We start from the raw sequence: 22,928 nt of genomic DNA, 5'->3' as shown, positions 1-22,928 counted from the left end.
AGCCGGCAGAGCCGGCTCCGGCATCCGGTCTCAGTAGGAGCCGAACTTGTAGTTCAGGCCGGCGCGGACGACGGCGAACTCGGTCTTGGCGGCGGCGCCGTTGAGGTAGGCGATGCCGTTCGGGGGCAGGAGGTTGCCGTAGAACACGCCGCCGGCCGAGTTCTTCTGGCGGTCGAGGCTGACGTAGAGGCCTTCGACCTTCAGCGTCACGGCGTTCGAGCGGAAGAAGTTCAGGAACGAGTCGGTGGGCAGGGCGTACTCGACGCCACCGCCGGCGGCCCAGCCGGTGCGGAAGCTGTCGCGGAAGCGGTTGCCGGCGAAGTTCTGGTCGTCCTGGCCCGAGCCGTAGGCGAAGCCGCCGGTGCCGTACACGAGGGTGCGGTCGAAGGCGTAGCCGAGGCGGCCGCGCACGGTGCCGAAGTAGTCCAGCCCGTTGCCGCTGGTGGCGACGAAGGCGCGCGGGGCGGCGAACGCGATGCCCGGGGCGCCGCCGAAGGCGTAGTTCTGGGTGGCGTTGGCGCGGCGGGCGAAGTCGACGTACTGGGCGTCGGCCTCGAAGCCGATCACGACGCCGGAGCCCGGGGTGAACTGGTAGTTGTAGCCGATCTGGGCGCCGCCCGAGAAGCCGTCGTTGTTGCTGCGGTTGTTGACGCTGACGACGCCGGCGGTGCCGGGGGAGTTGATCAGCGAGCCGCCGGGCAGGGCGTAGTTGGTGGTGTTGCGGCTGTTGGCGTCGAAGCCGTAGCCGGCGTTCACACCGAAGTAGAAGCCGGTCCAGGTGAACACCGGCACCGGCGTGAACACCGGCGGCGGCGCGGCGCGGCGCGGAAGGTCGGCGGCGGACGCCGCGGCGGTCATGCCGGCGAGGACGGTGGATGCGAGGAGAAGCTTCTTCATGGTGGTGTTCGGTCCTGGGGTTAGCTTGAGCCGGCAGCCTTCTAGGCGCTCTCGGATGGCGGGTCTGTCGCTTTCCTGCAACAAGCCTCTTCAGGCTAGGGACATCCCGTCAACGAAAGATGAAGACTAGCCGGCCCTGCCCGACAGCAGACGGCCCGCTCGCGCGCTCGACGAGGGCAAGGAGAGCTGCAGAGACCGTGAAGACTAGCTGCCTTGCGCGCCGCGCATATTGGCGGCGGCCGGCTCGTGGCCGGCGACATCGCTCGTGGTCTCTGCAGGAGCCGTCGGCGGCGGACGTTTTATTCCGGCACAACTTCGACGAGAATGATTCTCGCGCGTAAGCGATCGATTAACCCTGTTGCCCGATGGTCCGTCGCTCGCGGGCCCGTCCCCGAGCCCCTTTCGCGCATCAAACCGAATCCGGTCCCCTGCCGGCGGAGACCGCTGTCCATGCAGAGCCCCGACGAACGGAGCCGGACGACCTTCGGCAAGCGCCGGACCGGCGAGGCCGCGCCCGGCGCGCAGGCCGGCCCGCGGACCGGCTCGACCGCCGCGCGGGTGGCGCGCGCCGAGCCGAGGCGGTCCGCGGGCCCCCTGCCCTGGACGCTGCGCGTGGCGGGCCTGGTCGGGATCGTCGCGGTGATCGGCGCCTACCAGCTCGCGCGGCTGAGCCGGCCCGACGCGCCGACGTCCGGGACTGCCGTCGCGACCGCGGCGCTCGCGCCGATGGCCGAGCCCGAGACGACCGGTGCCATCGCGGAGGCGCGATCCGCCCGCACCACCCGCCTGGACCCCTGCGTCGCGCCCGCGGGCGACCGTCTCCGGCCCTGATCGGCGACCCTTCGGGCGGCCGATCCCCTGTGCGCCGACCCGCGCTGTCGCCATTGCGAGATTGACAAGTCGCGCCAAGGCCCTAACTGACAGGGAGCATGCGCCCCGCGGCCCCGGGAGCGTCCGAGCGCCCCGCGCGAGCCTTTCCCAGCCGTTGCCGCGACGGTGTCCTTCGCGCCGGCCGGGCGCGCAACGGTTCCTGAACGCAGATGCCTTTTTCCGACCTGGGACTGAGCGAGAAAGTCCTGAACGCCGTCGAAGCGGCGGGTTACACCGAGCCGACGCCGATCCAGGCCGAGGCCATCCCTCACGTGCTGGCGCGCCGCGACGTCCTCGGGATCGCCCAGACCGGCACCGGCAAGACCGCGGCCTTCACGCTCCCGATGCTGACGCTGCTGGAGAACGGCCGCGCCCGCGCGCGGATGCCGCGCACGCTGATCCTGGAGCCGACCCGCGAGCTGGCCGCCCAGGTGGTCGAGAATTTCGACCGCTACGGGACGAACCACAAGCTCAACGTGGCGCTGATCATCGGCGGCGTCTCCTTCGCCGATCAGGACGCCAAGCTGATGCGCGGCACCGACGTGCTGATCGCGACGCCCGGCCGCCTGCTCGACCATTTCGAGCGCGGCAAGCTGCTGCTCACCGGCGTCGAGCTCCTGGTCATCGACGAGGCCGACCGCATGCTCGACATGGGGTTCATCCCCGACATCGAGCGCATCGTGAAGATGGTGCCGTTCACCCGGCAGACGCTGTTCTTCTCGGCGACTATGCCGCCGGAGATCGAGCGGCTGGCGGACATGTTCCTGCACAACCCGCAGCGGGTCGAGGTGGCCCGGCCCGCCTCCACGGCGACCACGATCACCCAGCGGCTCGTCGCCACCGGCGCCGAGGGGCACGCCAAGCGCGAGCGCCTGCGCACCCTGATCCGCGGCGAGGGCGAGCTGAAGAACGGGATCATCTTCTGCAACCGCAAGCGCGACGTCGCGCTGCTGCAGAAGTCCCTGGTCAGCCACGGCTTCGACGCCGCGGCGCTCCACGGCGACATGGACCAGCGCGCCCGCACGACGGCCCTCGACGGGTTCCGCAACGGCGACACCGCCCTGCTGGTCGCCAGCGACGTGGCGGCGCGTGGTCTCGACATCCCGGCCGTCAGCCACGTCTTCAACTTCGACGTGCCGCATCACCCGGAGGATTACGTCCACCGGATCGGCCGCACCGGCCGCGCCGGCCGCAGCGGCACGGCCTACACGCTGGTCGCCCCCGACGACACGCGCTCCCTCGGCGCCATCGAGGCGCTGATCGGCCAGCCGATCCCCTGGCTGGACGGCGACCTGACCAGCGTGGCCGACGCGTCCGGCGATACCGGGACGCGCCACCGCGGCCGCGCGAGCGACGGGCGTCGGGGCGGCCGCTCCGCCAAGAGCGGTGGACGGAGCGGCGACAAGAGCGGCAGCGACAAGGGTGCCGACAAGGGCGCCGACAAGGCCGTCGTCGAGAAGAGTGCCCGGAGCGCGAGCGAGACCGAGGAGGTCCGCGAGCGTCCGACCCGGTCGCGCGGCGGCCGCGGCGCGGCGCGCGCGGAGAGCCGCCCGGACGATCGTCCCGAGAGCCGTTCTGAGAGCCGCCCCGAGAACCGTCCGGAGCCGCGCGCGTCGGGCCGCGCGTCAGGCCGCGGCGGCGAGTCCGCGCGCGAGGAGCGCGGGCGCCGGATCGACGCCGACGGGGACACACCCGTCGGCCTCGGCTCGCACGTTCCTGCGTTCCTGCTTCGACCAGTCTTGGCGAAGAAGGATAAGTAACAGACGTCTGTTCCGGCTTAACTGTCCGGCTACCAGGCAGCCGTATATTGGGTCAGGGCAACGACGCAGGCGCGTCGGTCGCCCCGGACCGCGGGATACGGATGAGCCAGGAGACCTATTCGGATCGCGATCGCAGCTTCGCGTTGGCGAAGCGCAGCCACGACCTGATTCGCGACTACGGGCCCTCCGCGACGCCGCGCGCCTACGCCGTCTGGTACGCCTACGTCTCGGGGGAGCTGCCGCTGCTCGCCGACGCCGTGAAGCGTCTCACCACGCAGAACGGCTGCCTCACCGAGGGCGACATCGACGACCTGCACGAGACCTATCTCGACGGGCGCCGCCTCGCGAGCACCACCGACGACGTCAGCCGCATCGTCCTCAGCGAGATCGCGGCCGTCACCGAGATCCTGGACCTCTCCCTGGGCTCGACGGCTCAGTACAGCGAGTCGCTGCGCGCGGTCGCTCAGGACCTCTCCCAGGGCGTCCCGAGCCGGGCGCGGTTCGGCGAGATCGTCGCGACCCTGGCCGCCACGACGCGGGAGGTCGCTGCCAACAACCGGATCCTCGAAGCCCGCATGCGCGAGACCCGCAGCGAGATCGAAACCCTGCGCGAGAAGCTCGAGGCGACCCGGCGCGAGAGCCTGACCGACGCCCTGACGGGGCTCGCCAACCGCAAGCATTTCGAGGAGACGCTGAAAGCGTCGATGGAGACGGCCCGGGCGCGCAGCACGCCCATGAGCCTGATCATCCTCGACATCGACTTCTTCAAGCGATTCAACGACCTGTACGGTCACCTCACGGGCGATCAGGTCCTGCGGCTCGTGGCGATCGTGATGCGCGAGAACGCCGGCAAGCAGGCGCAGCTCGCCCGGTTCGGCGGCGAGGAGTTCGGCATCATCCTGCCCGGGGTCGACCGGACGGTGGCCAAGCAGGTGGCCGAGACGGTCCGCGCCAGCGTCATGGGGCGCGAGCTGGTAAAGCGCTCGACCGGCGAGTCGCTCGGCAAGGTCACCATCTCGCTAGGCGTGGCGGTGCTGCGCCCGGGCGACACGCCCGCATCGCTGATGGAGCGGGCCGACCTGTGCATGTTCGCGGCGAAGCGCGCCGGCCGGAACCGCTTCCTGGACGACGCCGCCGAGTCGTTGATGCAGGTGGCCTAGAGCCGGCCCCGGCCGCGGCGCCGTCCGGCGACGCGCGCCACACGCGACGGCGGGCGCGGACCGGTCAGGCCTGCGCGGGCAGGCGGTCAGCCGAGACCGGCGTGATCGCCACCGACTCGCCGCAGCCGCAGGCCGAGGTCTGGTTCGGGTTGTTGAACACGAACTGCGAGGCCAGCTTGTTGGTGGTGAAGTCCATCTCGGTGCCGAGCAGGAACAGCACCGCCTTCGGGTCGACGAACACGCGCACGCCGCGATCCTCGACCACGTCCTCTCCGGGCTTGGCCGCCTCGGCATATTCCATCGTGTAGGACATCCCGGCGCAGCCGCCGTTCCGGACGCCGACGCGCAGCCCGGCGATCGGCCGGTCGGCCTCCGCCATGATCGCCTTGATCCGATCGGCGGCGCGATCGGTCAGCGAGAGAACCTTGAAACCAGCGGACATCGTCACCCTCCCGCCCATCCGGGTTCAAGGCCCGGGGACGCGCATTCCGACGCGTACAAGATAAGCATTGGCCCGTGGCCGGTCCACCGCGGCGGGATCACACCGGCCCGGCATTCGCCGCGCGGGAGCGCCCTCAGGCGGCCTCGCCGGTCAGTCGCGCGAAGGTCCCGAGATCGACGTTGCCGCCGCTGATCACCACGCCGACGCGCTTGTTCGTCACGTCCATGAGGCCGCTCAGCACCGCCGCCGCCGCGAGGCAGCCGGTCGGCTCGACCACGAGCTTCATCCGGCTGGCGAAGAACCGCATGGTCTCGACGAGCTGCGCGTCGGTGACGGTGAGGATATCGGACACCCGCGCGCGGATGATCGCGAAGGTCAGGTCGCCCAGGGCCGTCGACTGCGCCCCGTCGGCGATGGTGCGGGGCACCGGGATCGTGACGATCCGGCCCTCGCGGAACGAACGCTGCCCGTCATTGCCCGCCTCCGGCTCGACGCCGATCACCCGGCAGCCCGGTGACAGCTCCGCGGCGGCGAGGGCGCAGCCCGCGAGCTGGCCGCCGCCGCCGAGGCAGGCCACCAGCACGTCGAGGGGGCCGACCGTCTCGATCAGCTCCTGCGCCAGCGTCCCCTGCCCGGCGATGACGTCGGGATGGTTGAAGGGCGGGATCAGCGTCAGGCCGCGGGCCTCGGCGATCTCGCGGCCCAGGGCCTCGCGATCCTGGGTGTAGCGGTCGTACAGGACCACCTCGGCGCCGTAGCCGCGGGTGGCGGCGATCTTCGCCGCGGGGGCGTCGCCCGGCATGATGATCGTGGCGGGCGCTCCGAGCAGCCGGCTCGCCAGGGCGATCGCCTGGGCGTGGTTGCCCGAGGAGTAAGTGATGACCCCGCGGGTGCGGGCCGCCTCCGGCAGCGTGCTGATCGCGTTGTAGGCGCCGCGGAACTTGAAGGCGCCGGCCCGCTGCAGGTTCTCCGCCTTGAAGAACAGGCGGCCGCCGGTCATCGCGTCGGCCGTGCGGGAGGTCAGCACCGGGGTGCGGTGCGCGGCCCCGGCGATCCGCTCGGCGGCGCGGGCCACGTCCGCGAAGGTCGGAAGGCCGCCGGTGGCCGCGCCGGATTCGCCGTGCTGCGTGTCGTGCATGGTCGCCTGCATCGTTGCCTGTATCGTCGTCCGGGTACCATCCGCCCGGGGCCGCGCCGGAGCGAGGCCGGGGCGCAGCCCGTCATACGGGCCTTTCGACCCGCGCGCATCCCGCCGATCCACATGCGCAAGCGGAGCCATTCGCCACCTCGCCGCTTATACCCAGCGACAACTTGGCAGGAACGCTGGGGGGCGGCATCGCCATGGCAACAGAGACCACGCGCGCACCGGTGCGCCGCCCGCACGGCGGCAGGGACACGCCGTGAGCGCCCGCGACCACGCTTCGGGCGACGCGGCGACCGAGGTCACCTTCCGGGGGCGCGGGCTGGCGCTGCGCACCGGCTCGCGCCTGATCCTGCTCGTCTGCCCGCTCTGCTCGCAGCGCAACGCGCGGCGGGGCGCCGAACGCGGCATCTGCGAGTGGTGCGCCTATGTGCCGTCGCCGGACCAGGCCGAGCCCGTGGATCGCGGGTGCTCCTGAGGCGCTGTCGCGCGGGACGCCGAAATCGCGATCTGGGTTTGATTCTCAGCTAGGCACTATCTCCGGTTGCATATTATGGCGCTGGTCCTCACACTCCCGCCGGGGGCCTGATGGGAGGGCACATGCAACCGTCCGAATGCTGCATCTTTCGGATGACCATCGCCTCCGTGATCGGCAGCTGCGTCACGCTCCTGCTCGTCCGGGGGCTCGATCCGGTCGTCGCCCTGCTGCTGATCCCGATCGGCGGCAGCGTGGCGACGGTTCTGGTGATCCTGCTGTTCCAGGCCGTGAGCCTTACGCTCGCGGCGCGGACCGGTCCGCACTGACCGGCCGGTGGCGGCGCGGGTCGGAACCCTGTCCGGCCCGCGCGCCGCCTCGAACGCCGATCAGGTGTGGATCACCTTGCCGTAGGCGTCGAGCACGCTCTCGTGCATCATCTCGCTGAGCGTCGGGTGCGGGAACACCGTGTGCATCAGCTCCTCCTCGGTGCTCTCGAGGTTCATCGCCACCACGTAGCCCTGAATCAGCTCGGTCACCTCGGCCCCTACCATGTGGGCGCCGAGCAGCTGGCCGGTCTTGGCGTCGAACACGGTCTTGATCAGGCCGTCCGGCTCGCCGAGCGCGATCGCCTTGCCGTTGCCCGCGAAGGGGAACCGGCCGACCTTCACCGAGAAGCCCTGCTCCTTGGCCTTGGCCTCGGTGAGCCCGACGCTGGCGATCTGCGGCTGGCAGTAGGTGCAGCCCGGGATCTTGGCCTTGTCCATCGGGTGGGTGTGCAGGCCCTTGATGGTCTCGATGCAGATGACGCCCTCGTGCTCGGCCTTGTGGGCGAGCATCGGCGGCCCGGCGACGTCGCCGATCGCGTAGAGGCCGGGCACGTTGGTGCGGCCGAGCCCGTCCGTCACCACGATCCCGCGGTCGATCTTCACCCCGAGTTTCTCGAGGCCGATATTCTCGATGTTCCCGACGACGCCCACCGCCGAGATCAGCTTCTCCGCGGTGATCTGCTGGGTCTTGCCGTCGCCGCCCTCGATGGTGGCCGTGACGGAATCGGCGCCCTTCTCGACCTTGGTCACCTTGGCGCCGGTGAGGATCTTGATGCCCTGCTTCTCGAAGCGCTTGCGGGCGAGGCCGGCGATCTCGGCATCCTCCACGGGCAGGATCTGCGGCAGCAGCTCCACCACGGTCACCTCGGCGCCCATGGTGCGGTAGAACGAGGCGAACTCGATGCCGATGGCGCCCGAGCCCATCACCAGCAGGCTCTTGGGCATCGCCTCGGGGACCATGGCCTCGTAGTAGGTCCAGATCAGCTTCTTGTCGGGCTCGATCCCCGGGATCGCGCGCGGACGCGCGCCGGTCGCGACGATGATGTGCTTGGCCTGGTAGGTGCCGGCGCCCTTGGCGCCCTTCGGCGCCTCGGCGCGCTTGGTCTCCTTCACGGTGACCTTGCCGGGCTGGTTGCCCTGCGCGGCGCTGTCGACCGAGGCCTCGCCCCAGATCACGTCGACCTTGTTCTTCTTGAGCAGCATGCCGACGCCGCCGTTGAGCCGGCCCGAGACGCCGCGGGAGCGCTTCACGATCGCCGCGGTGTCGAACCCGACCTTCTCGGCGGTCAGCCCATAATCGCCGGCGTGCTGGAAGTAATGGTAGATCTCGGCCGAGCGGAGCAGCGCCTTGGTGGGGATGCAGCCCCAGTTCAGGCAGATGCCGCCCAGGTGCTCGCGGTCGACCACGGCGGTCTTGAAGCCGAGCTGCGCCGCGCGGATCGCCGTGACGTAGCCGCCGGGCCCGGCGCCGATGATGAGGACGTCGTAGGTGTCGGACATCGTGTCTCAGCTCTCCGCTGTGGCGCGCGCGACTGCACCGTCGTTGACGCGGCAATCAAGACGAGGTCTCCAGCGCGCTCAGCCGCTGCTCCATGGCCCTGATCGTCTTGATCGATTGGAGATCCGCCTTCGCCTGTGTGCCGAGGCCGGTTTCGTAGGCGACGTAGATCTCCAATTCCTCAAGTTTCTCGGTATGACCCGTCAGGGTCGTCTTGATCGCTGCGACATCGCGCTTCACCTCGGCGATGTCGCTCTGCATCCGTTGTGGACTGGCAGAACCAGATCGGTGACTTCCGACACGCGACTCTCCGTTGATCGCTCAGGCGATCATATCAGAGTCGCGCCTCACACCAGCATGCCCATCGGGTTCTCGATCAGCCCCTTGAAGGCCGAGACCAGCTCCGCACCCAGCGCCCCGTCGAGCACCCGGTGGTCGCACGACAGGGTGCAGGTCATGACCTGGACCACGGCCGGCGCACCGTCCTTCACGACCACGCGCTTCTCGCCCGCGCCCACCGCCAGGATGCTCGATTGCGGCGGGTTGATCACCGCGGTGAAGTGCTTGATGCCGAACATGCCGAGGTTCGACACCGAGGTGACGCCACCCTGGTACTCCTCGGGCTTCAGCTTCTTGGCGCGGGCGCGGGCCGCGAAATCCTTCATCTCGTTGGAGATGGTCGAGAGCGTCTTCTCGTCCGCCCGGCGGATCACCGGTGTGAACAGACCTCCGTCGATCGCCACCGCGACGCCGACCTCGGCGTGCTTGAAGCGCAGGATCCGGTCCTCGGCCCAGACCGCGTTGGCGGCCGGCACGCGGGTCAGCGCGAGGCCCATCGCCTTGATGACGAAGTCGTTCACCGAGAGCTTGAAGGCGGGCTTGCCGTCCTTGTCCTTGCCGGCCGAGCCGTTCAGCGTCTCGCGCAGCTTCATCAGCGCGTCGAGCTCGCAATCCACCGTCAGGTAGAAGTGCGGGGCGACCTGCATCGCCTCGGTGAGGCGCTTGGCGATGGTCTTGCGCATGCCGTCGAGGGTGACTTCCTCGTAGGCGTCCTTGGCGAAGAAGCCCTTGACCTGGTCGGTCGTGAGGCCGGCCGGCGCGCCGCCCGCGGGGGCGGCCTTCGGGGCCGGTGCGACCGCCTTCGGCGCCTCGGCGGCGGCCTGCGCGGCGGCGGGGGCCTTGGTGGCGCCGGAGGCCTTCGCGGCCTGGACGTCGCGGGCGATGATGCGGCCGTGCGGCCCGCTGCCCTGGACGGCGCCGAGGTCGACACCCTCCTGCTTGGCGATCCGCCGGGCCAGCGGCGAGGCGAAGACGCGGCCGCCCGGGCCGGCCTGCGCCCCCGCCTGCGGGGTGGCGCCGGGCTGCGCGCCCTCCGGTGCGGCGTTCACCCGCTCGTACGACATGTGGCCGCCGCCGGGCGTGGTGTTCTGGCCGGCCGCAGAGGCGTCGGCCTTCGGCTCGGGCTTGGACTCGGCCTTGGCCTCGCCGTTGGAGGCCGACTTCGGCGCGCCGCCGGCCTGCACGCTCGACGGGTCCTCGCCCTCGGCGGCGATGATGGCGATCAAATCGTTGACCGGCACGTCCGCCGTGCCCTCGGGCACGAGGATCTTGGCGAGCACGCCCTCGTCGATGGCCTCCACCTCCATGGTGGCCTTGTCGGTCTCGATCTCGGCCAGCACGTCGCCGGACTTGATCGGGTCGCCCTCCTTCTTCAGCCACTTGGCGAGGTTGCCCTTCTCCATGGTCGGGGAGAGCGCGGGCATCAGCACGTTGATCGGCATGGCATCAGGTCTCGGGCAAGGCCGGGGCGGCCGGATCGTCGAAGGGGAAGAGGTCGTCGAGGGGGAAAGGAACGGCGTCGTAGGGCGGCCGCGGACGCGGGTCCGGCGCTCCGTCGACCTTCGCGGCGACGCGATGCGCGAGGACCGCCTCCAGATCCGCGAAGGTCGCCTGCCGGACGGCCGCCTCAGCCATGGTCGGCCGCCATCGTCAGTTGAGACCGCCGGGGTCGAGCCCCTCGGCCTCCCAACCGGCGCGGATGCGCTCGACCGCCTCGTCCTCCGACATGTCGGTCTCCAGCGCGTAGGCGCGGGCGGCCTGACGGGCGAGGTCGGCCAGCAGCCGGCCCCAGGTCGCCGGATCGTCGAAGGAGCGGCGCAGGGCGACGCTCACCGCGCCGTCGACCACGGCCGCGCGCAGCACCTCGATGCCGCCCTGCTCCAGGGCGTCTGGCGGGATGGCGAGTTCGGCGAAGTCGGTGCTCGGATCCTGGCTCATGGCGCGCCGGCTGTTCCTCGATCTGGCCGGGGCGGGCGACGGCGTCGCCCGCGCGCCCGTCACTTGTAGCAGACGCTCTTGGCGGCCTCGACGACCTCCGCCACCGTCGGCAGCGCCAGCTTCTCGAGGTTCGCCGCGTAGGGCATCGGCACGTCCTTGCCGGTGATGCGCAGGACCGGCGCGTCCAAGAAGTCGAAGGCGTCGACCATCAGGCGGGCCACGATCTCGGCGCCGATGCCGGATTGCGGGAAGCCCTCCTCAACGGTGATGCAGCGGCCGGTCTTCTTGACCGATTCCACCACCGTCGCGCTGTCCATCGGGCGGATCGTGCGCAGGTCGATCACCTCGGCCTCGATGCCCTGCTCGGCGAGCGCCTGCGCGGCCTTGAGGGCGTAGGTCATGCCGATCGCGAAGGACACGATGGTCACGTCGCTGCCCGTGCGGTGGATCTTCGCCTTGCCGATCGGAAGCACGAAGTCGTCGAGCTTCGGAACCGGGAAGGACTGCCCGTACAGGATCTCGTTCTCGAGGAAGATCACCGGGTTCGGGTCGCGGATCGCGGCCTTGAGCAGGCCCTTGGCGTCGGAGGCCGTGTAGGGTGCGATCACCTTCAGGCCCGGCACGTTGGAGTACCACGCGGAATAGTCGTGGCTGTGCTGAGCGGCGACGCGGGCGGCGGCGCCGTTGGGCCCGCGGAACACGATCGGGCAGCCGAGCTGGCCGCCGGACATGTAGAGGGTCTTGGCCGCCGAGTTGATGATGTGGTCGATCGCCTGCATGGCGAAGTTGAAGGTCATGAACTCGACGATCGGCTTCAGGCCGGCGAGCGCCGCGCCGACGCCGATGCCCGCGAAGCCGTGCTCGGTGATCGGAGTGTCGACGACGCGCTTCGGCCCGAACTCCTGCAGCAGGTTCTGGGTGACCTTGTAGGCGCCCTGGTACTCGGCGACCTCCTCGCCCATGACGAAGACGTCGCCGTCGCGGCGCATCTCCTCGGCCATGGCGTCGCGCAGGGCCTCCCGGACGGTCTGGGTGACCATCGGCGTGTCGGCCGGGAACTCCTCCATCACCGGCTCTTGGGCCTTATTGGTGATGACGGCCGGCGCGGCCGGCGCCTTCGGGGCGTCGTCGCCGGTCTTGGCGGCGGGGGCGGCCTTGTCGGCCATGCCCTCGGCCTGCATGTCGGGCGCCGGGGCCGGATGGCCGCCCGCGCCGTTGGGCTTGGCGCCGCCGCCGGACTGGACGCTCGCCGGATCCTCGCCCTCGCCGGCGATGACGGCGATCGGCGTGTTGACCGCGACGCCCTCGGTGCCCTCGGCGATCAGGATCTTGGCGAGGATGCCCTCGTCGATGGCCTCCACCTCCATGGTGGCCTTGTCGGTCTCGATCTCGGCCAGCACGTCGCCGGACTTGATCGGGTCGCCCTCCTTCTTCAGCCACTTGGCGAGCTTGCCCTCCTCCATGGTGGGCGAGAGGGCGGGCATCAGGATGTCGGTCGCCATGCTCAGCTCTGCGGTCGTCTTTTCGTTAGGGGGCGGCCAGCTTTGTCGTCCGCGCTCAGGCGTGCGCTTCGAGCAGGATGTCGGTCCACAGCTCGGACGGATCCGGCTCGGGGTCGTTCGTGGCGAACTCGGCCGAGGCGTTGACGATCTCGCGGACCTTGGCGTCGGTGGCCTTCAGCTCGGCCTCGGGCACGGCGTGCAGCTCGAGCAGGCGCTTGCGCACCATCTCGATCGGGTCGTGCTCGTCGCGCATCTTCGAGACCTCGTCCTTGGTCCGGTACTTGGCCGGATCGGACATGGAGTGGCCGCGGTAGCGGTAGGTCTGCATCTCCAGGATGTACGGGCCCTGGCCGGTCCGGGCGTGCTCGATCGCCCGGGTCGCGGCCTCGCGCACCGTGCGGACGTCCATGCCGTCGACCTGCTCGCCGGGGATGCCGAAGGAGAGGCCGCGCTTCGAGAAGTCCGTCTGGGCCGAGGCGCGGGCCACCGAGGTGCCCATCGCGTAGCGGTTGTTCTCGATCACGTAGACGACCGGCAGCTTCCAGAGGGCCGCCATGTTGAAGCTCTCGTAGACCTGGCCCTGGTTGGCGGCGCCGTCGCCCATGTAGGTCAGGCTGACCTTGCCGTTCTCCCGGTAATGGTCGGCGAAGGCGAGGCCGGTGCCGAGCGAGACCTGCGCGCCGACGATGCCGTGGCCGCCGAAGAACTGCTTCTCGCGGCTGAACATGTGCATCGAGCCGCCCTTGCCGCGGCTGTAACCGCCGCGGCGGCCGGTCAGCTCGGCCATGACGCCCTTCGGGTCCATGCCGCAGGCGAGCATGTGGCCGTGGTCGCGGTAGCCGGTGATGACCTGGTCGCCCTCGACCGAGGCCATCTGCATGCCGATCACCACGGCCTCCTGGCCGATGTAGAGGTGGCAGAAGCCGCCGATCAGGCCCATGCCGTAGAGCTGGCCGGCCTTCTCCTCGAAGCGCCGGATCAGCAGCATCTCGTGATAGGCGTGGAGATCCTCGTCCCGCGTGAACTGGGGCATGTTCGGCGCGGGGCGATGCGCCTCGGCGGCCTGAGGGCTCGCGGCCTGCACCGGCGCGGACGACGCGTCCTTGGCGGGCTCTTTGGCAGGCTCCTTGGCGGCGTCCATCGGCGCTCTCCCCGTGATTCCACGCGACTTCGTGGGGGTGTAGGACAGCGACGATTGGAAAGCGAGGGCTGCCGCTCTGACAGGAAGCCGCTCTTGTCAGAGGACTTTCGGGACTAGGGAAAACGATCCCCTGGACTTCCGCGGGACGATCGCGGGACCTCCGCGGACCTGTCAGGGCGTGATGATGACCACGTCGTTGGCGTGGACCCGGCCCAGGACGATCCGGGCGCGCTCCTCCAGGAGGTCGCGGTCGATCTGGTCGCTCTTCAGCAGGTTCACCCGGTGCTCCCAGACGGCGCGCTCGGCCTTCACGGCGGCGAGTTCCTGGCTGAGGCCGTAGGCGCGGATCTTCAGGGCCTTCTTGGCCTCGAGGCCACGGTTGCCACTCTCGGCCTGCCACACGAAATAGCCGACCACGAGCGCCGACAGGGTCCAGAGACCCAGCGGCAACACGACCATTCTGACTCGGCGGCGCACGACCATGGCGCGACCCTCGCGCGGAAAGGTTAACGGTTCTTTTCGACCGCGCCGCGGTCGGGGCAGGACCGCGACGGGGCCGGACCGCGGCCGGGACGAACAGGGGCGAGCCTGAGGCATGGACCTGACGCATCTGGGACGCTGGATCGCCGCGCACGCCACGGCGACCGACGACCACGACACCCTGCTCTCGGGCTTCTGCGAGTCGCTGGTCGAGGCCGGCCTCCCCGTCTGGCGGGTCAGCGTCATGGCGCCGGCCTTGGACCCGACGCTGCGCGGCGTCAGCCTCAACTGGCACGCGGGCGAGGGCATGTCCTTCGTCGCCAACGCCCACGGCGCCGACGAGGAGAGCGACTGGCTCCTGAGCCCCGTCTACGCCCTCGTGGAGACGGGCGAGACCTTCGGCCGCTGGCGCCTCGACGCGCCCGGGCTGGCGGTGGACTTCCCGGTCCTGAAGGCCCTCGGGGCGCAGGGCGGCGTCGACTACGTGCTGCACATCGCCGAGTTCGCTCCCGGCACCGCGCTGCGGGGCATCGCGGTCTCGTTCTGCACCCGCGCCGCCGCCGGCTTCACCGAGGCGGACCTCGCCGCGATCGCCGGCGTCCTGCCGTTCCTGACGCTGGCGATGGCCAAGATGGGCCTCGCCCACACGTTCCGGGAAGTCTCGGCCACCTATCTCGGCCGGTCGACCGCCGAGCGCATCCTCGACGGTCAGATCCGGAGGGGCGAGGGGCGGGCCGTGCCGGCGGCGATCCTGCTGACCGACCTGCGCGGCTTCACGGCCCTGGCCGACCGGGTGGATCCGGCCGACATGGTCACGTGGCTCAACGAGCATTTCGACGCCCTCGGCGATCCGGTGGCGCGGCACGGCGGCGAGATCCTGAAGTTCCTCGGCGACGGCTTCCTGGCGATCTTCCCGGTCCCGAACGCCGACACCCTCCCCTGCCCGGTCTGCGGGGCCGCCCTCGACGCCGCGATCGAGGGCCTCGCCGCCAACGCGGCGCTCAACGCACGCCGCCGCGCCGAGGGGCTGCCGGAGCTGCCGGCCGAGGGCGTCGTACATTTCGGGACGGTGATGTACGGCAATGTCGGGACCGAGCGGCGCCTCGACTTCACGATCATCGGACGGGCGGTCAACGAGGCGAGCCGGATCGAGAGCCAGTGCGCCGCCCTCGGTCACGACCTCCTCGTGTCGGACTCCTTCGCCGAGCGGTGCGCCCGGCGGCTGGAGCCGGTCGGGACGATCGAGTTGCGGGGCCTGTCGCGGCCGATGCGGGTCTGGACCGTGCCGGGGGAGTCGTCCGGTGCGGCGATGACCTGAGGTGAGCGCCGTCTTCCGGGCTCGCCTGCGGCGCCCCGGAACAAAGTGGGAAGCGCCGCGCCGACGTCGTCAGAACAGGGCGCAGCTCCGCTGGAGCACCAGCCCGACGGCGCCCTGCACGAAGCGGCGCCGGTAGGCCTCCCGGATCTCACGCAGGGCCGCGACCGCTTCGGGCGTCGGTTCGGTGACGATCAGGACGATGCGGGCGGCCTCGTGGACGATCCGTCCGTCCGGCCCGCGCCACTGGCCCCGGCCGGCGAAGACTGTCAGTCCGTCGGGGAAGCGGGGGGTGATCCACTCGGCCAGGAACCGGTCGAAGGCCGCTCCCGAGACGCGGCCGCCGTCCGGCCGCGACAGGCCGAACAGCAGCTGCGCGCTGAGCGTCGGGCGGGCACCGTCGCAGAGCGGGTCCGCGCGGGCGGGGCCGGCCGCCCCGACACCGAGCAGCCCGGCCAGCAGGATCTTACCGATCAGCGGCGGGCGAGCTGCTTGAGCGCCGACGGTCCGGCGTAGAGTGCCTGCGGGCCCAGGCCCTCCTCGATGCGGATCAGCTGGTTGTACTTGGCCAGTCTGTCCGAGCGGGCGAGCGAGCCGGTCTTGATCTGCCCGCAATTGGTGGCGACCGCGAGGTCCGCGATGGTGGAGTCCTCGGTCTCGCCCGAGCGGTGCGACATCACCGCGGTGTAGCCGGCGCGCTGGGCCATATCGACCGCCGCCAGGGTCTCGGTGAGCGAGCCGATCTGGTTGACCTTGATCAGGATCGAGTTGGCCGTCCCCTCGGCGATGCCGCGGGACAGGCGCTCGACGTTGGTGACGAACAGGTCGTCGCCCACGAGCTGGCAGCGGTCGCCGATCTTGTCGGTCAGGAGCTTCCAGCCGGCCCAGTCATCCTCCGACATGCCGTCCTCGATCGACACGATCGGGTAGGTGGCGACGAGCTGCGCGAGGTAGTCGACCTGCGCCTCGATGGTGCGGGTCTTGCCCTCGCCCTCGTACGCGTAGGCGCCGTCCTTGAAGAACTCGGTGGCGGCGCAGTCGAGGGCGAGCGCCATGTCCTGGCCCGGCTTGAAGCCGGCGGCGCTGATCGCGTCCATCACGAAATCGAGGGCGGCCTCGGCGGACGGCAGGTTCGGGGCGAAACCGCCCTCGTCGCCGACATTGGTGTTGTGACCGGCCTTCTTCAGCTTGCCCTTGAGAGTGTGGAACACCTCGGAGCCCATGCGCACGGCCTCGGCGAGCGAATCGGCGCCCACCGGCATGATCATGAATTCTTGGAAGTCGATCGGGTTGTCGGCGTGCGCACCGCCGTTGATGATGTTCATCATCGGCACCGGCAGGACGCGGCCCTGCACGCCGCCGACGTAGCGGTAGAGCGGCAGGCCCGAGGCCTCGGCCGCGGCCTTGGCCACCGCCAGCGACACGCCGAGGATCGCGTTGGCGCCGAGGCGGGCCTTGTTGGGCGTGCCGTCGAGCTCGATCATCGCCTCGTCGACCGCGACCTGATCCTCGGCCTCCATGCCGCCGATCGCGTCGAGGATCTCGGTCTGGGCCGCCTCGACCGCCTTCAGCACGCCCTTGCCGAGGAAGCGATTCTTGTCGCCGTCGCGCAGCTCTACCGCCTCGTGGGCGCCCGTGGAGGCCCCCGACGGCACCGCGGCGCGGCCGAAGGAGCCGTCCTCCAGGATGACGTCGACCTCGACCGTGGGGTTGCCGCGGCTGTCGAGGATCTCGCGGGCGCTGATATTGGTGATCGCGGTCATGGAACGTCCTCTCGCGGGGGCCGCGGGTCGGCGACCGCGCCCCAATCGGAGGGTGCGGCGCATCGCGGCGGCTTATCCGTCAAGCCGCGGCCGGCGGCAAGCGTCGGGACGGACGGCGCACAGCCCGGACTTGTCGGGAAAGCGTCGCGGATCAGACGGATGCGCGCGGCGCCGGCAGGCTCTATATGGCCGGCCATGACCTCTCCCGACGATCTCCAGCTCGGCCAGCCGACGCCCCTCCCCACCTCGCCCGAGGAGGCGCGGCTCGACCGGGTCCCGAACCCGCACGCGGACACCGACTACGTCGCCCGGTTCACCGCGCCGGAATTCACCTCGATCTGCCCGGTCACCGGGCAGCCGGATTTCGCGATCCTGGTGATCGACTACGTGCCCGGTGACTGGCTGGTGGAGTCGAAGTCGCTGAAGCTCTACCTGGGTTCGTTCCGCAACCACGGCGCGTTCCACGAGGATTGCACGGTGGCGATCGGCAAGCGGCTCCGCGACCTGCTGGAACCGCGCTACCTGCGAATCGGCGGGTTCTGGTATCCCCGCGGCGGCATCCCGATCGACGTCTTCTGGCAGACGGGCGAACTGCCGAAGAACGCGTGGCTGCCGGACCCGGGCGTGCCGCCCTACCGCGGACGCTGACCGAGCCAACGAAAAGGGCGACCGGCTCGCGCCGGTCGCCCCCGATCCTCCCGGATCTCCGATCTCAGTAGCCGTAGCCGTAGTAGCCGTAGCCCGGAGCGGCGTAGCCGTAGCCGCCGTAGACCGGGGCGTAGCCGTAGCCGTAGGACGGGGCGTAGCCGTAGCCGCCGCCGTAGTAGCTGTCGCGGGCCGCGCCCGCGGCGATCGCACCGGCCGCGAGACCGGCGATGCCGAGGCCGATGGCGGCGCCGGTGCCGATGCCGCGACGGCCGCGGTAGTAGCCGTGGCCGTAGCCGCCGTAGCCACCGTGATAGCCGTAAGGCCGCGCCTCGGCGCTCGTGGTGACGGCAACACTGCCGAGAGCCATGGCGGCGGCAGTGGCGATGATACCGATCTTGCGCATAGTGTTCCTTCTCGATCCCTGATCGAACATGCCCAATAACGTGGCCGCATCCGGACAGTTCCAGATTTCACGCCGGACTTGCGTGCGGATCCGCACCCAGTCGGGATTATGAACCGTTGTTCAGCGTGGCCGCCGCTTCGAGGAGTGCGGTCAAGCTTGGGTGCGGCTCTTCCGGAACCGCTCGAACTCTTGCGGTGAGTCTTCGGGAACACCTGGAACGTCGCGGCGGGCCGTCGCGGCGGACGGCCCGGCCCGGAGACGGAAATCCGCCCTGCCGCGGGTCGGGCGTGCTACGGATCGGCCGGGAGGACCGACGATGGATGCCCTGACCCTAATCCGCGAGAGCCTCGCGCCGCTAGCCGGCAAGCGGGTCGTCGATATCGGGTGCGGCCCCGGGACACTCGCGCGGCGGCTGGTCGACGCGGGCGCGCGGGTCACCGGGATCGATCCCGGCGCGGCGGCGCTCGCCCGGGCGCGGGACGCCGCGCCGGAGGCGCGCTTCGAGGCCGCGACCGGCGAGGCCCTGCCGTTCCCGGACGCCAGCTTCGACGGCGCCGTGATGCTGAATTCCCTCCACCACGTCCCGGACCCGGCGGCGGCCCTCGCCGAGGCGGCCCGCGTCCTGGCCCCGGGCGGGCTGCTCGTCGTGGTGGAGCCCCTGGCGGAGGGCAGCTTCTTCGACGCGCTGCGGCCGATCGAGGACGAGACCGCAATCCGCGCCGCCGCCCAGGACGCCATCGCGGCCGCCCTCGCCCGCGGCGCCTACACGTGCCGCCGCGACGCGACGATCGCGCGGCGCGAGCGCTTCGACTCCCTCGACGCCTTCCTCGCCCGCGTCAGCGCCGTGGACCCGGCCCGCGAGGCGACCATCCGGGACCGGCGCTCCGTGGTCGAGGAGGCCTTCCTCAAGGCCGCCGCGCGCGAGGCCGACGGGCAGTTCGGCCTCGTCCAGCCGCTGCGGATCCACGTCCTGGAGCCGGCGGCCGCCTGAGCCGGTCAGGCGGCCCGGTTCTTGGCGAGGCGGTCGAAGGCGAGGAGTTCCTCGAGCAGGGCCGGCATGTCCTTCAGCGCCACCATGTTGGGGCCGTCGGAGGGCGCCCGGTCGGGGTCGGGATGGGTCTCGATGAACACCCCCGCCACGCCCACCGCCACGGCGGCGCGGGCGAGGACGGCGACGAATTCCCGCTGGCCGCCGGAACTCGCCCCCTGCCCACCGGGCTGCTGCACCGAGTGGGTGGCGTCGAACACCACCGGCGCGCCCTGCGTGACCTGCGCCATGATCGGCAGGCTGCGCATGTCCGACACCAGCGTGTTGTAGCCGAACGAGGCGCCGCGCTCGGTGACGATGACGTTGGGGTTACCCGCCTCCGTCACCTTGGCGGCGACGTGCTTCATGTCCCAGGGCGCCAGGAACTGGCCCTTCTTGATGTTGACCGCCCGGCCGGTCGCGGCGGCGGCCAGCAGCAGGTCGGTCTGGCGGCACAGGAAAGCGGGGATCTGGAGAACGTCCACCGCCTCGGCGGCGGGGGCGCACTGCTCGGCGGCGTGCACGTCGGTCAGCACCGGCAGCCCGAGGGTCTCGCGGATCTCGGCGAAGACCGGGAGCGCCCCGTCGAGGCCGATGCCCCGGGCGGCGCTGCCCGAGGTGCGGTTGGCCTTGTCGAAGGAGGTCTTGAACACGAGGCCGACGCCCAGACCCGCGGCCATCTCCTTGAGGGCGGCGGCGATCTCCAGGGCGTGCTGGCGCCCTTCGAGCTGGCAGGGGCCGGCGATCAGCGTCAGCGGCAGGTGGTTGGCGAAGCGCGCGTCGCCGACTTGGACGACGGGGCCGGGTGTCTCGATCTTCGACATGCCGGCCGGTCTAGCCCGCGCGGCGGATCCGCGAAAGCCCGGGCCGGGACGCGACCCGGCAGACCGTGCGGTCGTCTCGGAGGGCGTCCGCGCGCGGGCCGGTCTCGCACAGCATCAGGATCCGGCCGGCACCGCCCCGACGCGGCGCATCCGCCAGCAGGCTGGCCTGGTGGAGGTTGAGCGCCAGCACCTCGACCGCGGCGGCGTCCGCCCCGGCGAGCGCCTGCGCGGCGCGGCCGATCAGGACGAAGTAGGCCGGCGCCGGCTCGCGCTCGCGGGAGGCCACGGTGATGCGGGCGGGCGCGCGGCAATCGAGGCTCAGCCGCTCGGCATCCTGCGCCCGGAACACCGCGACGGGGCCGGCCCGGCCGGCCAGGGAGGCGCCGGTGGTGCGGATCACCCGCGCGGCGAGGACGTCGCAGGCATCCGCCGCCCGGGCCGGGGCCGGCCCGAGGAGGAGCGCGCCGGCGAGGGCGGTCAGGGTCGTGAGGCGCAGCATCGGGACATCCGCGGCGGGAGACGGTCGCGCCCGGAAGATAGCGCACCCGGGAGATAGCGCGCCCTGCGGCGGGCGCGAAGCCGCGGCGCTCCGCGGGGCGTGGACAGGGACACCCGGATGACCGATCTGAGCGGGCGGCGCGGCGCCGCACGCCGCTCGCAGATCAGGCTCCGACGCGGCCATGCTTCGAACCCTCCTCGCTTCCGTCCTGCTGGCCCTGGTGCCGGCCGGGCCCGCTTCCGCAGAGCCGCCGCCGCAGCCGACCTACGGGCCCGAACTCGAGGGCTTCGCTTACCCGTTCCCGGTGGAGCGGTTCCCGTTCACGTCGCAGCACCAGCCTCTGCAGATGGCCTATCTCGACGTCCGGCCGGCGACGCCGAACGGCCGGACCGCCGTTCTGCTGCACGGCAAGAATTTCTGCGCCGCCACCTGGGAGAGCCAGATCCGGGCGCTCAGCGCCGCTGGGTACCGGGTCATCGCGCCGGACCAGATCGGCTTCTGCAAGTCGAGCAAGCCGGCGGCCTACCAGTTCACCTTCCGGCAGCTCGCCGAGAACACCCGCGCGCTCCTGGACAAGCTCGGGATCGAGCGGCCGATCCTGGTCGGCCACTCGACGGGCGGCATGCTGGCGGCCCACTACGCCCTGCTCTACCCCAAGGCGGTGGAGCAGCTCGTGCTGCTGAACCCGATCGGCCTGGAGGACTGGGCCGCCAAGGGCGTGCCGCCGACCTCGGTGGAGCAGTGGTACCAGCGCGAGCTGAAGGTGACGGCGGCCTCGATCCGGGCCTACGAGACGGCGACCTACTACGCCGGCGCCTGGGAGCCCCGCTACGAGCCCTGGGTCACGATGCTCGCGGGCCTCAACAACGGCCCCGGCAAGGAGGCGGTCGCCTGGGACTCGGCCCTGCTCTACGACATGATCCTCACCCAGCCGGTGGTCTACCGGTTCCCGCAGATCGCGGTGCCGACGCTGCTCCTGATCGGTCAGAAGGACAACACGGCGATCGGCAAGGACCTCGCGCCGCCGGAGGTGCGGGCGAGCCTCGGCAACTATCCCGAGCTCGGCAAGGCGGCCGCCAGGGCCATCCCGGGCGCGCGGCTCGTGGAGTTCCCGGATCTCGGCCACGCGCCGCAGATGTCGGACCCGGAGGGGTTCAATGCGGCGCTGATCGCCGGGATCGCGGCGCGCTAGGCGCCGCGCGCCGTCCTCCGTCGTCCCGGGGCGCTCGCGGCGCCCCGGGACGACGGCGGGCCCGGCGCCTTGATCCTAGAAGTAGGACTTCAGCACGCCCCGGCGGCGGACGTCGAGGGTCGCGCAGTGGAACGAGCCGCCGAACGGGCCGTAGCTGAGGAACGGCGCCGGGATCGGGTCGAAGCCCCAGTCCTTCAGGGCCTTGATCAGCGTCGGCTGGCTCTGGTCGACGACGATCTTCTTCTCGGTGATCGCCAGGACGTTGATCGAGGTCCAGGGCGAGCACATCGAGATCTTGCTCATGAAGCCCTCGACCGGGTCGGGTCGCGGGGCGACCAGCACGTCCCACTTCTTGAGCACGGCCGGGAGCTTCTCGACGTCGACGTAGTCCGGGTTCACCAGAACCTTGCCGGGGGCGAGCGGCATGAACGACGAGTCGATGTGCATCGGCTGCGGGCAGCGGCTCTCGATCTCGTGGATGCGGAAGCCCGGGCCGAGGTGGCGGCGCAGCCACTCGATGCCCATCAGGTTCGTCACGTTCGAGCGGGTCACGAACAGGTCGCGGCCGCAGCGGACGAAGTCGGCGGCGTCGAAGACCGGCTCGAACTCGTTGACCGTGAACTGCATGGGCTCGCCGGCCTTCAGGTTCGGCACCCGGTAATCGTAGTTGTAGAGGTCGTCGGTCAGCTGGGGCCGCGGCGCGGAGGTCCAGCGGGCGCCGGCGCGGAAGTACTCCTTGAACAGCGACCGGTAGGCGTCGCCCTCGAAATAGCGCGAGCGCCAGCACATCGGGCTCTCGATGATCTCGTCGCCGATGACGAGGTACGGATCGCGCGGGCAGGCGACGCAGAAGCCGCGGGAGGACCAGCGCGGCGCCTTGAACTTCTTCGAGAAATCCACGGCGTCGGGCCGGCGGACCTTCACGCCCTCGCCGGCCAGGATGGTGATGAAGTTGTCGAGCTCGGCCTGGGCGAGCTTCTTCATGAACTTCGGATATTTCCAGCCGCTCGCCAGCCGGTAGAACGGCTGCGCGGCGCGCGGCAGGTTGAAGATCACCGTCAGGTGGTGAGTCGGGATCGTGGCGCCGTCGAGCGAGCCGACGATGACCTCCTCCAGCGGATCCCACTCGTTCCAGGCCATCACCGGCGACTGGGGAGCCGGCACGCCCGGTCCGGTCCCGCCCGGAAAGCCGCCCGCATGCGTGTCGTCGGTCACGGCCTCCAGGGCCGTGATCGGTGATTCGCGCTCCATGACGTGTGCCCCTTCTGCGACGTGCCGCGGCCTT

Annotated in this window: 26 protein-coding genes; 9 read left to right on the top strand and 17 right to left on the bottom strand. The window is 70.9% G+C overall.

The genetic code is table 11. The features are described from left to right. Nucleotides 1-30: 30 nt before the first annotated feature. A complete protein-coding gene (locus tag ACLBYG_RS26495) occupies nt 31-897 on the bottom strand; it encodes an outer membrane protein (protein ID WP_331298449.1) in 867 nt (288 codons plus the stop codon). A gap of 450 nt (nt 898-1,347) precedes the next feature. Between ACLBYG_RS26495 and ACLBYG_RS26490 the strand changes: the two genes are divergently transcribed. The 3 genes from ACLBYG_RS26490 (at nt 1,348) to ACLBYG_RS26480 (ending at nt 4,687) form a co-directional block, all read left to right on the top strand. Next, nucleotides 1,348-1,728 (top strand): hypothetical protein, encoded by a 381-nt coding sequence (locus tag ACLBYG_RS26490; RefSeq protein WP_447683444.1) that lies wholly within the window; start codon nt 1,348-1,350, stop codon nt 1,726-1,728. A gap of 209 nt (nt 1,729-1,937) precedes the next feature. Continuing rightward, the gene (locus ACLBYG_RS26485; RefSeq protein WP_447683443.1) at nt 1,938-3,527 is read left to right on the top strand and encodes a DEAD/DEAH box helicase; all 1,590 of its coding nucleotides are present in this window, start codon (nt 1,938-1,940) and stop codon (nt 3,525-3,527) included. A gap of 101 nt (nt 3,528-3,628) precedes the next feature. After that, on the top strand, nt 3,629-4,687 hold the full coding sequence (locus tag ACLBYG_RS26480; protein ID WP_020095327.1) for a GGDEF domain-containing protein: 1,059 nt from the start codon (nt 3,629-3,631) through the stop codon (nt 4,685-4,687). A gap of 64 nt (nt 4,688-4,751) precedes the next feature. Here the strand turns inward: ACLBYG_RS26480 and ACLBYG_RS26475 are convergent, their stop codons facing one another. Both ACLBYG_RS26475 and ACLBYG_RS26470 read right to left on the bottom strand, forming a co-directional pair. After that, nucleotides 4,752-5,129, bottom strand: a complete 378-nt coding sequence (locus tag ACLBYG_RS26475; RefSeq protein WP_012317999.1) for a HesB/IscA family protein — start codon at nt 5,127-5,129, stop codon at nt 4,752-4,754. Nucleotides 5,130-5,262: 133 nt separating this feature from the next. Further along, entirely contained in the window at nt 5,263-6,279 is a 1,017-nt protein-coding gene (locus ACLBYG_RS26470; protein WP_447683442.1) for a threo-3-hydroxy-L-aspartate ammonia-lyase, read from the bottom strand. Nucleotides 6,280-6,529: 250 nt separating this feature from the next. Between ACLBYG_RS26470 and ACLBYG_RS26465 the strand changes: the two genes are divergently transcribed. After that, nucleotides 6,530-6,748: a hypothetical protein gene (locus ACLBYG_RS26465; protein ID WP_447683441.1), complete on the top strand. Its 219-nt coding sequence runs from the start codon at nt 6,530-6,532 to the stop codon at nt 6,746-6,748. 122 nt (nt 6,749-6,870) lie between these two features. Then, complete coding sequence (locus ACLBYG_RS26460; RefSeq protein WP_447683440.1) at nt 6,871-7,074, top strand: hypothetical protein; 204 nt, start codon at nt 6,871-6,873, stop codon at nt 7,072-7,074. Nucleotides 7,075-7,134: 60 nt separating this feature from the next. Here the strand turns inward: ACLBYG_RS26460 and lpdA are convergent, their stop codons facing one another. From lpdA to ACLBYG_RS26420, 8 genes are all read right to left on the bottom strand, one after another. Next, nucleotides 7,135-8,574 (bottom strand): dihydrolipoyl dehydrogenase, encoded by a 1,440-nt coding sequence (gene lpdA / locus ACLBYG_RS26455; protein ID WP_447683439.1) that lies wholly within the window; start codon nt 8,572-8,574, stop codon nt 7,135-7,137. A 55-nt stretch (nt 8,575-8,629) separates the two neighbouring features. Beyond that, nucleotides 8,630-8,833: a hypothetical protein gene (locus tag ACLBYG_RS26450; protein WP_447683438.1), complete on the bottom strand. Its 204-nt coding sequence runs from the start codon at nt 8,831-8,833 to the stop codon at nt 8,630-8,632. 86 nt (nt 8,834-8,919) lie between these two features. Beyond that, nucleotides 8,920-10,353, bottom strand: coding sequence for a pyruvate dehydrogenase complex dihydrolipoamide acetyltransferase (locus tag ACLBYG_RS26445; protein WP_447683437.1), 1,434 nt, complete (start codon nt 10,351-10,353; stop codon nt 8,920-8,922). A gap of 4 nt (nt 10,354-10,357) precedes the next feature. Then, nucleotides 10,358-10,546: a hypothetical protein gene (locus ACLBYG_RS26440; protein ID WP_447683436.1), complete on the bottom strand. Its 189-nt coding sequence runs from the start codon at nt 10,544-10,546 to the stop codon at nt 10,358-10,360. A 15-nt stretch (nt 10,547-10,561) separates the two neighbouring features. Then, nucleotides 10,562-10,849 carry a DUF5076 domain-containing protein gene (locus tag ACLBYG_RS26435; RefSeq protein ID WP_020095319.1) on the bottom strand — a complete coding sequence of 96 codons (288 nt, stop codon included), beginning with the start codon at nt 10,847-10,849 and terminating at the stop codon, nt 10,562-10,564. A 59-nt stretch (nt 10,850-10,908) separates the two neighbouring features. After that, entirely contained in the window at nt 10,909-12,351 is a 1,443-nt protein-coding gene (locus ACLBYG_RS26430) for a pyruvate dehydrogenase complex E1 component subunit beta (RefSeq protein ID WP_447683435.1), read from the bottom strand. 55 nt (nt 12,352-12,406) lie between these two features. Further along, nucleotides 12,407-13,384, bottom strand: a complete 978-nt coding sequence (pdhA, locus tag ACLBYG_RS26425; RefSeq protein WP_447683458.1) for a pyruvate dehydrogenase (acetyl-transferring) E1 component subunit alpha — start codon at nt 13,382-13,384, stop codon at nt 12,407-12,409. A 279-nt stretch (nt 13,385-13,663) separates the two neighbouring features. Further along, nucleotides 13,664-13,975 (bottom strand): FtsB family cell division protein, encoded by a 312-nt coding sequence (locus tag ACLBYG_RS26420; protein ID WP_012317989.1) that lies wholly within the window; start codon nt 13,973-13,975, stop codon nt 13,664-13,666. 112 nt (nt 13,976-14,087) lie between these two features. On the opposite strand from ACLBYG_RS26420, the gene ACLBYG_RS26415 reads away from it, so the two are divergent. Next, nucleotides 14,088-15,290, top strand: coding sequence for an adenylate/guanylate cyclase domain-containing protein (locus ACLBYG_RS26415; RefSeq protein ID WP_447683434.1), 1,203 nt, complete (start codon nt 14,088-14,090; stop codon nt 15,288-15,290). Between the two features lie 69 nt (nt 15,291-15,359). Here the strand turns inward: ACLBYG_RS26415 and ACLBYG_RS26410 are convergent, their stop codons facing one another. Together ACLBYG_RS26410 and eno are read right to left on the bottom strand one after the other, a co-directional pair. After that, the gene (locus ACLBYG_RS26410; RefSeq protein WP_447683457.1) at nt 15,360-15,656 is read right to left on the bottom strand and encodes a DUF3574 domain-containing protein; all 297 of its coding nucleotides are present in this window, start codon (nt 15,654-15,656) and stop codon (nt 15,360-15,362) included. Between the two features lie 104 nt (nt 15,657-15,760). Continuing rightward, on the bottom strand, nt 15,761-17,050 hold the full coding sequence (eno, locus tag ACLBYG_RS26405) for a phosphopyruvate hydratase (protein WP_012317987.1): 1,290 nt from the start codon (nt 17,048-17,050) through the stop codon (nt 15,761-15,763). Nucleotides 17,051-17,245: 195 nt separating this feature from the next. On the opposite strand from eno, the gene queF reads away from it, so the two are divergent. After that, nucleotides 17,246-17,698 (top strand): preQ(1) synthase, encoded by a 453-nt coding sequence (gene queF / locus ACLBYG_RS26400; protein WP_020095313.1) that lies wholly within the window; start codon nt 17,246-17,248, stop codon nt 17,696-17,698. Between the two features lie 64 nt (nt 17,699-17,762). Here the strand turns inward: queF and ACLBYG_RS26395 are convergent, their stop codons facing one another. Then, nucleotides 17,763-18,101, bottom strand: coding sequence for a hypothetical protein (locus tag ACLBYG_RS26395; protein ID WP_012317985.1), 339 nt, complete (start codon nt 18,099-18,101; stop codon nt 17,763-17,765). A gap of 316 nt (nt 18,102-18,417) precedes the next feature. Between ACLBYG_RS26395 and ACLBYG_RS26390 the strand changes: the two genes are divergently transcribed. Continuing rightward, on the top strand, nt 18,418-19,092 hold the full coding sequence (locus ACLBYG_RS26390; protein ID WP_447683433.1) for a class I SAM-dependent methyltransferase: 675 nt from the start codon (nt 18,418-18,420) through the stop codon (nt 19,090-19,092). 5 nt (nt 19,093-19,097) lie between these two features. Here the strand turns inward: ACLBYG_RS26390 and kdsA are convergent, their stop codons facing one another. Further along, nucleotides 19,098-19,952, bottom strand: coding sequence for a 3-deoxy-8-phosphooctulonate synthase (gene kdsA / locus ACLBYG_RS26385; protein ID WP_103986064.1), 855 nt, complete (start codon nt 19,950-19,952; stop codon nt 19,098-19,100). A gap of 10 nt (nt 19,953-19,962) precedes the next feature. After that, nucleotides 19,963-20,451, bottom strand: a complete 489-nt coding sequence (locus ACLBYG_RS26380) for a hypothetical protein (RefSeq protein ID WP_447683432.1) — start codon at nt 20,449-20,451, stop codon at nt 19,963-19,965. A 181-nt stretch (nt 20,452-20,632) separates the two neighbouring features. Here ACLBYG_RS26380 and ACLBYG_RS26375 point away from each other — a divergent pair, with 181 nt between their 5' ends. Next, complete coding sequence (locus ACLBYG_RS26375) at nt 20,633-21,643, top strand: alpha/beta fold hydrolase (RefSeq protein ID WP_447683431.1); 1,011 nt, start codon at nt 20,633-20,635, stop codon at nt 21,641-21,643. Nucleotides 21,644-21,718: 75 nt separating this feature from the next. Here the strand turns inward: ACLBYG_RS26375 and ACLBYG_RS26370 are convergent, their stop codons facing one another. Then, entirely contained in the window at nt 21,719-22,894 is a 1,176-nt protein-coding gene (locus ACLBYG_RS26370; RefSeq protein ID WP_020095308.1) for an amidinotransferase, read from the bottom strand. Between the last annotated feature and the right edge of the window lie 34 nt (nt 22,895-22,928).

This window comes from Methylobacterium sp. D53M (assembly GCF_053345625.1).
Note: the sequence above shows the minus strand (reverse complement) of the source record. Positions and strands in the feature narration are given on the sequence as shown.

Excerpts from the sequence above, each read along its gene's own strand:
- ACLBYG_RS26495 (WP_331298449.1), bottom strand. The coding sequence starts at position 897 with ATGAAGAAGCTTCTCCTCGCATCCACCGTCCTCGCCGGCATGACCGCC.
- ACLBYG_RS26490 (WP_447683444.1), top strand. The coding sequence starts at position 1,348 with ATGCAGAGCCCCGACGAACGGAGCCGGACGACCTTCGGCAAGCGCCGG.
- ACLBYG_RS26485 (WP_447683443.1), top strand. The coding sequence starts at position 1,938 with ATGCCTTTTTCCGACCTGGGACTGAGCGAGAAAGTCCTGAACGCCGTC.
- ACLBYG_RS26480 (WP_020095327.1), top strand. The coding sequence starts at position 3,629 with ATGAGCCAGGAGACCTATTCGGATCGCGATCGCAGCTTCGCGTTGGCG.
- ACLBYG_RS26475 (WP_012317999.1), bottom strand. The coding sequence starts at position 5,129 with ATGTCCGCTGGTTTCAAGGTTCTCTCGCTGACCGATCGCGCCGCCGAT.
- ACLBYG_RS26470 (WP_447683442.1), bottom strand. The coding sequence starts at position 6,279 with ATGCAGGCGACCATGCACGACACGCAGCACGGCGAATCCGGCGCGGCC.
- ACLBYG_RS26460 (WP_447683440.1), top strand. The coding sequence starts at position 6,871 with ATGCAACCGTCCGAATGCTGCATCTTTCGGATGACCATCGCCTCCGTG.
- lpdA (WP_447683439.1), bottom strand. The coding sequence starts at position 8,574 with ATGTCCGACACCTACGACGTCCTCATCATCGGCGCCGGGCCCGGCGGC.
- ACLBYG_RS26450 (WP_447683438.1), bottom strand. The coding sequence starts at position 8,833 with ATGCAGAGCGACATCGCCGAGGTGAAGCGCGATGTCGCAGCGATCAAG.
- ACLBYG_RS26445 (WP_447683437.1), bottom strand. The coding sequence starts at position 10,353 with ATGCCGATCAACGTGCTGATGCCCGCGCTCTCCCCGACCATGGAGAAG.
- ACLBYG_RS26440 (WP_447683436.1), bottom strand. The coding sequence starts at position 10,546 with ATGGCTGAGGCGGCCGTCCGGCAGGCGACCTTCGCGGATCTGGAGGCG.
- ACLBYG_RS26435 (WP_020095319.1), bottom strand. The coding sequence starts at position 10,849 with ATGAGCCAGGATCCGAGCACCGACTTCGCCGAACTCGCCATCCCGCCA.
- ACLBYG_RS26430 (WP_447683435.1), bottom strand. The coding sequence starts at position 12,351 with ATGGCGACCGACATCCTGATGCCCGCCCTCTCGCCCACCATGGAGGAG.
- pdhA (WP_447683458.1), bottom strand. The coding sequence starts at position 13,384 with ATGCCCCAGTTCACGCGGGACGAGGATCTCCACGCCTATCACGAGATG.
- ACLBYG_RS26420 (WP_012317989.1), bottom strand. The coding sequence starts at position 13,975 with ATGGTCGTGCGCCGCCGAGTCAGAATGGTCGTGTTGCCGCTGGGTCTC.
- ACLBYG_RS26415 (WP_447683434.1), top strand. The coding sequence starts at position 14,088 with ATGGACCTGACGCATCTGGGACGCTGGATCGCCGCGCACGCCACGGCG.
- eno (WP_012317987.1), bottom strand. The coding sequence starts at position 17,050 with ATGACCGCGATCACCAATATCAGCGCCCGCGAGATCCTCGACAGCCGC.
- queF (WP_020095313.1), top strand. The coding sequence starts at position 17,246 with ATGACCTCTCCCGACGATCTCCAGCTCGGCCAGCCGACGCCCCTCCCC.
- ACLBYG_RS26395 (WP_012317985.1), bottom strand. The coding sequence starts at position 18,101 with ATGCGCAAGATCGGTATCATCGCCACTGCCGCCGCCATGGCTCTCGGC.
- ACLBYG_RS26390 (WP_447683433.1), top strand. The coding sequence starts at position 18,418 with ATGGATGCCCTGACCCTAATCCGCGAGAGCCTCGCGCCGCTAGCCGGC.
- kdsA (WP_103986064.1), bottom strand. The coding sequence starts at position 19,952 with ATGTCGAAGATCGAGACACCCGGCCCCGTCGTCCAAGTCGGCGACGCG.
- ACLBYG_RS26380 (WP_447683432.1), bottom strand. The coding sequence starts at position 20,451 with ATGCTGCGCCTCACGACCCTGACCGCCCTCGCCGGCGCGCTCCTCCTC.
- ACLBYG_RS26375 (WP_447683431.1), top strand. The coding sequence starts at position 20,633 with ATGCTTCGAACCCTCCTCGCTTCCGTCCTGCTGGCCCTGGTGCCGGCC.
- ACLBYG_RS26370 (WP_020095308.1), bottom strand. The coding sequence starts at position 22,894 with ATGGAGCGCGAATCACCGATCACGGCCCTGGAGGCCGTGACCGACGAC.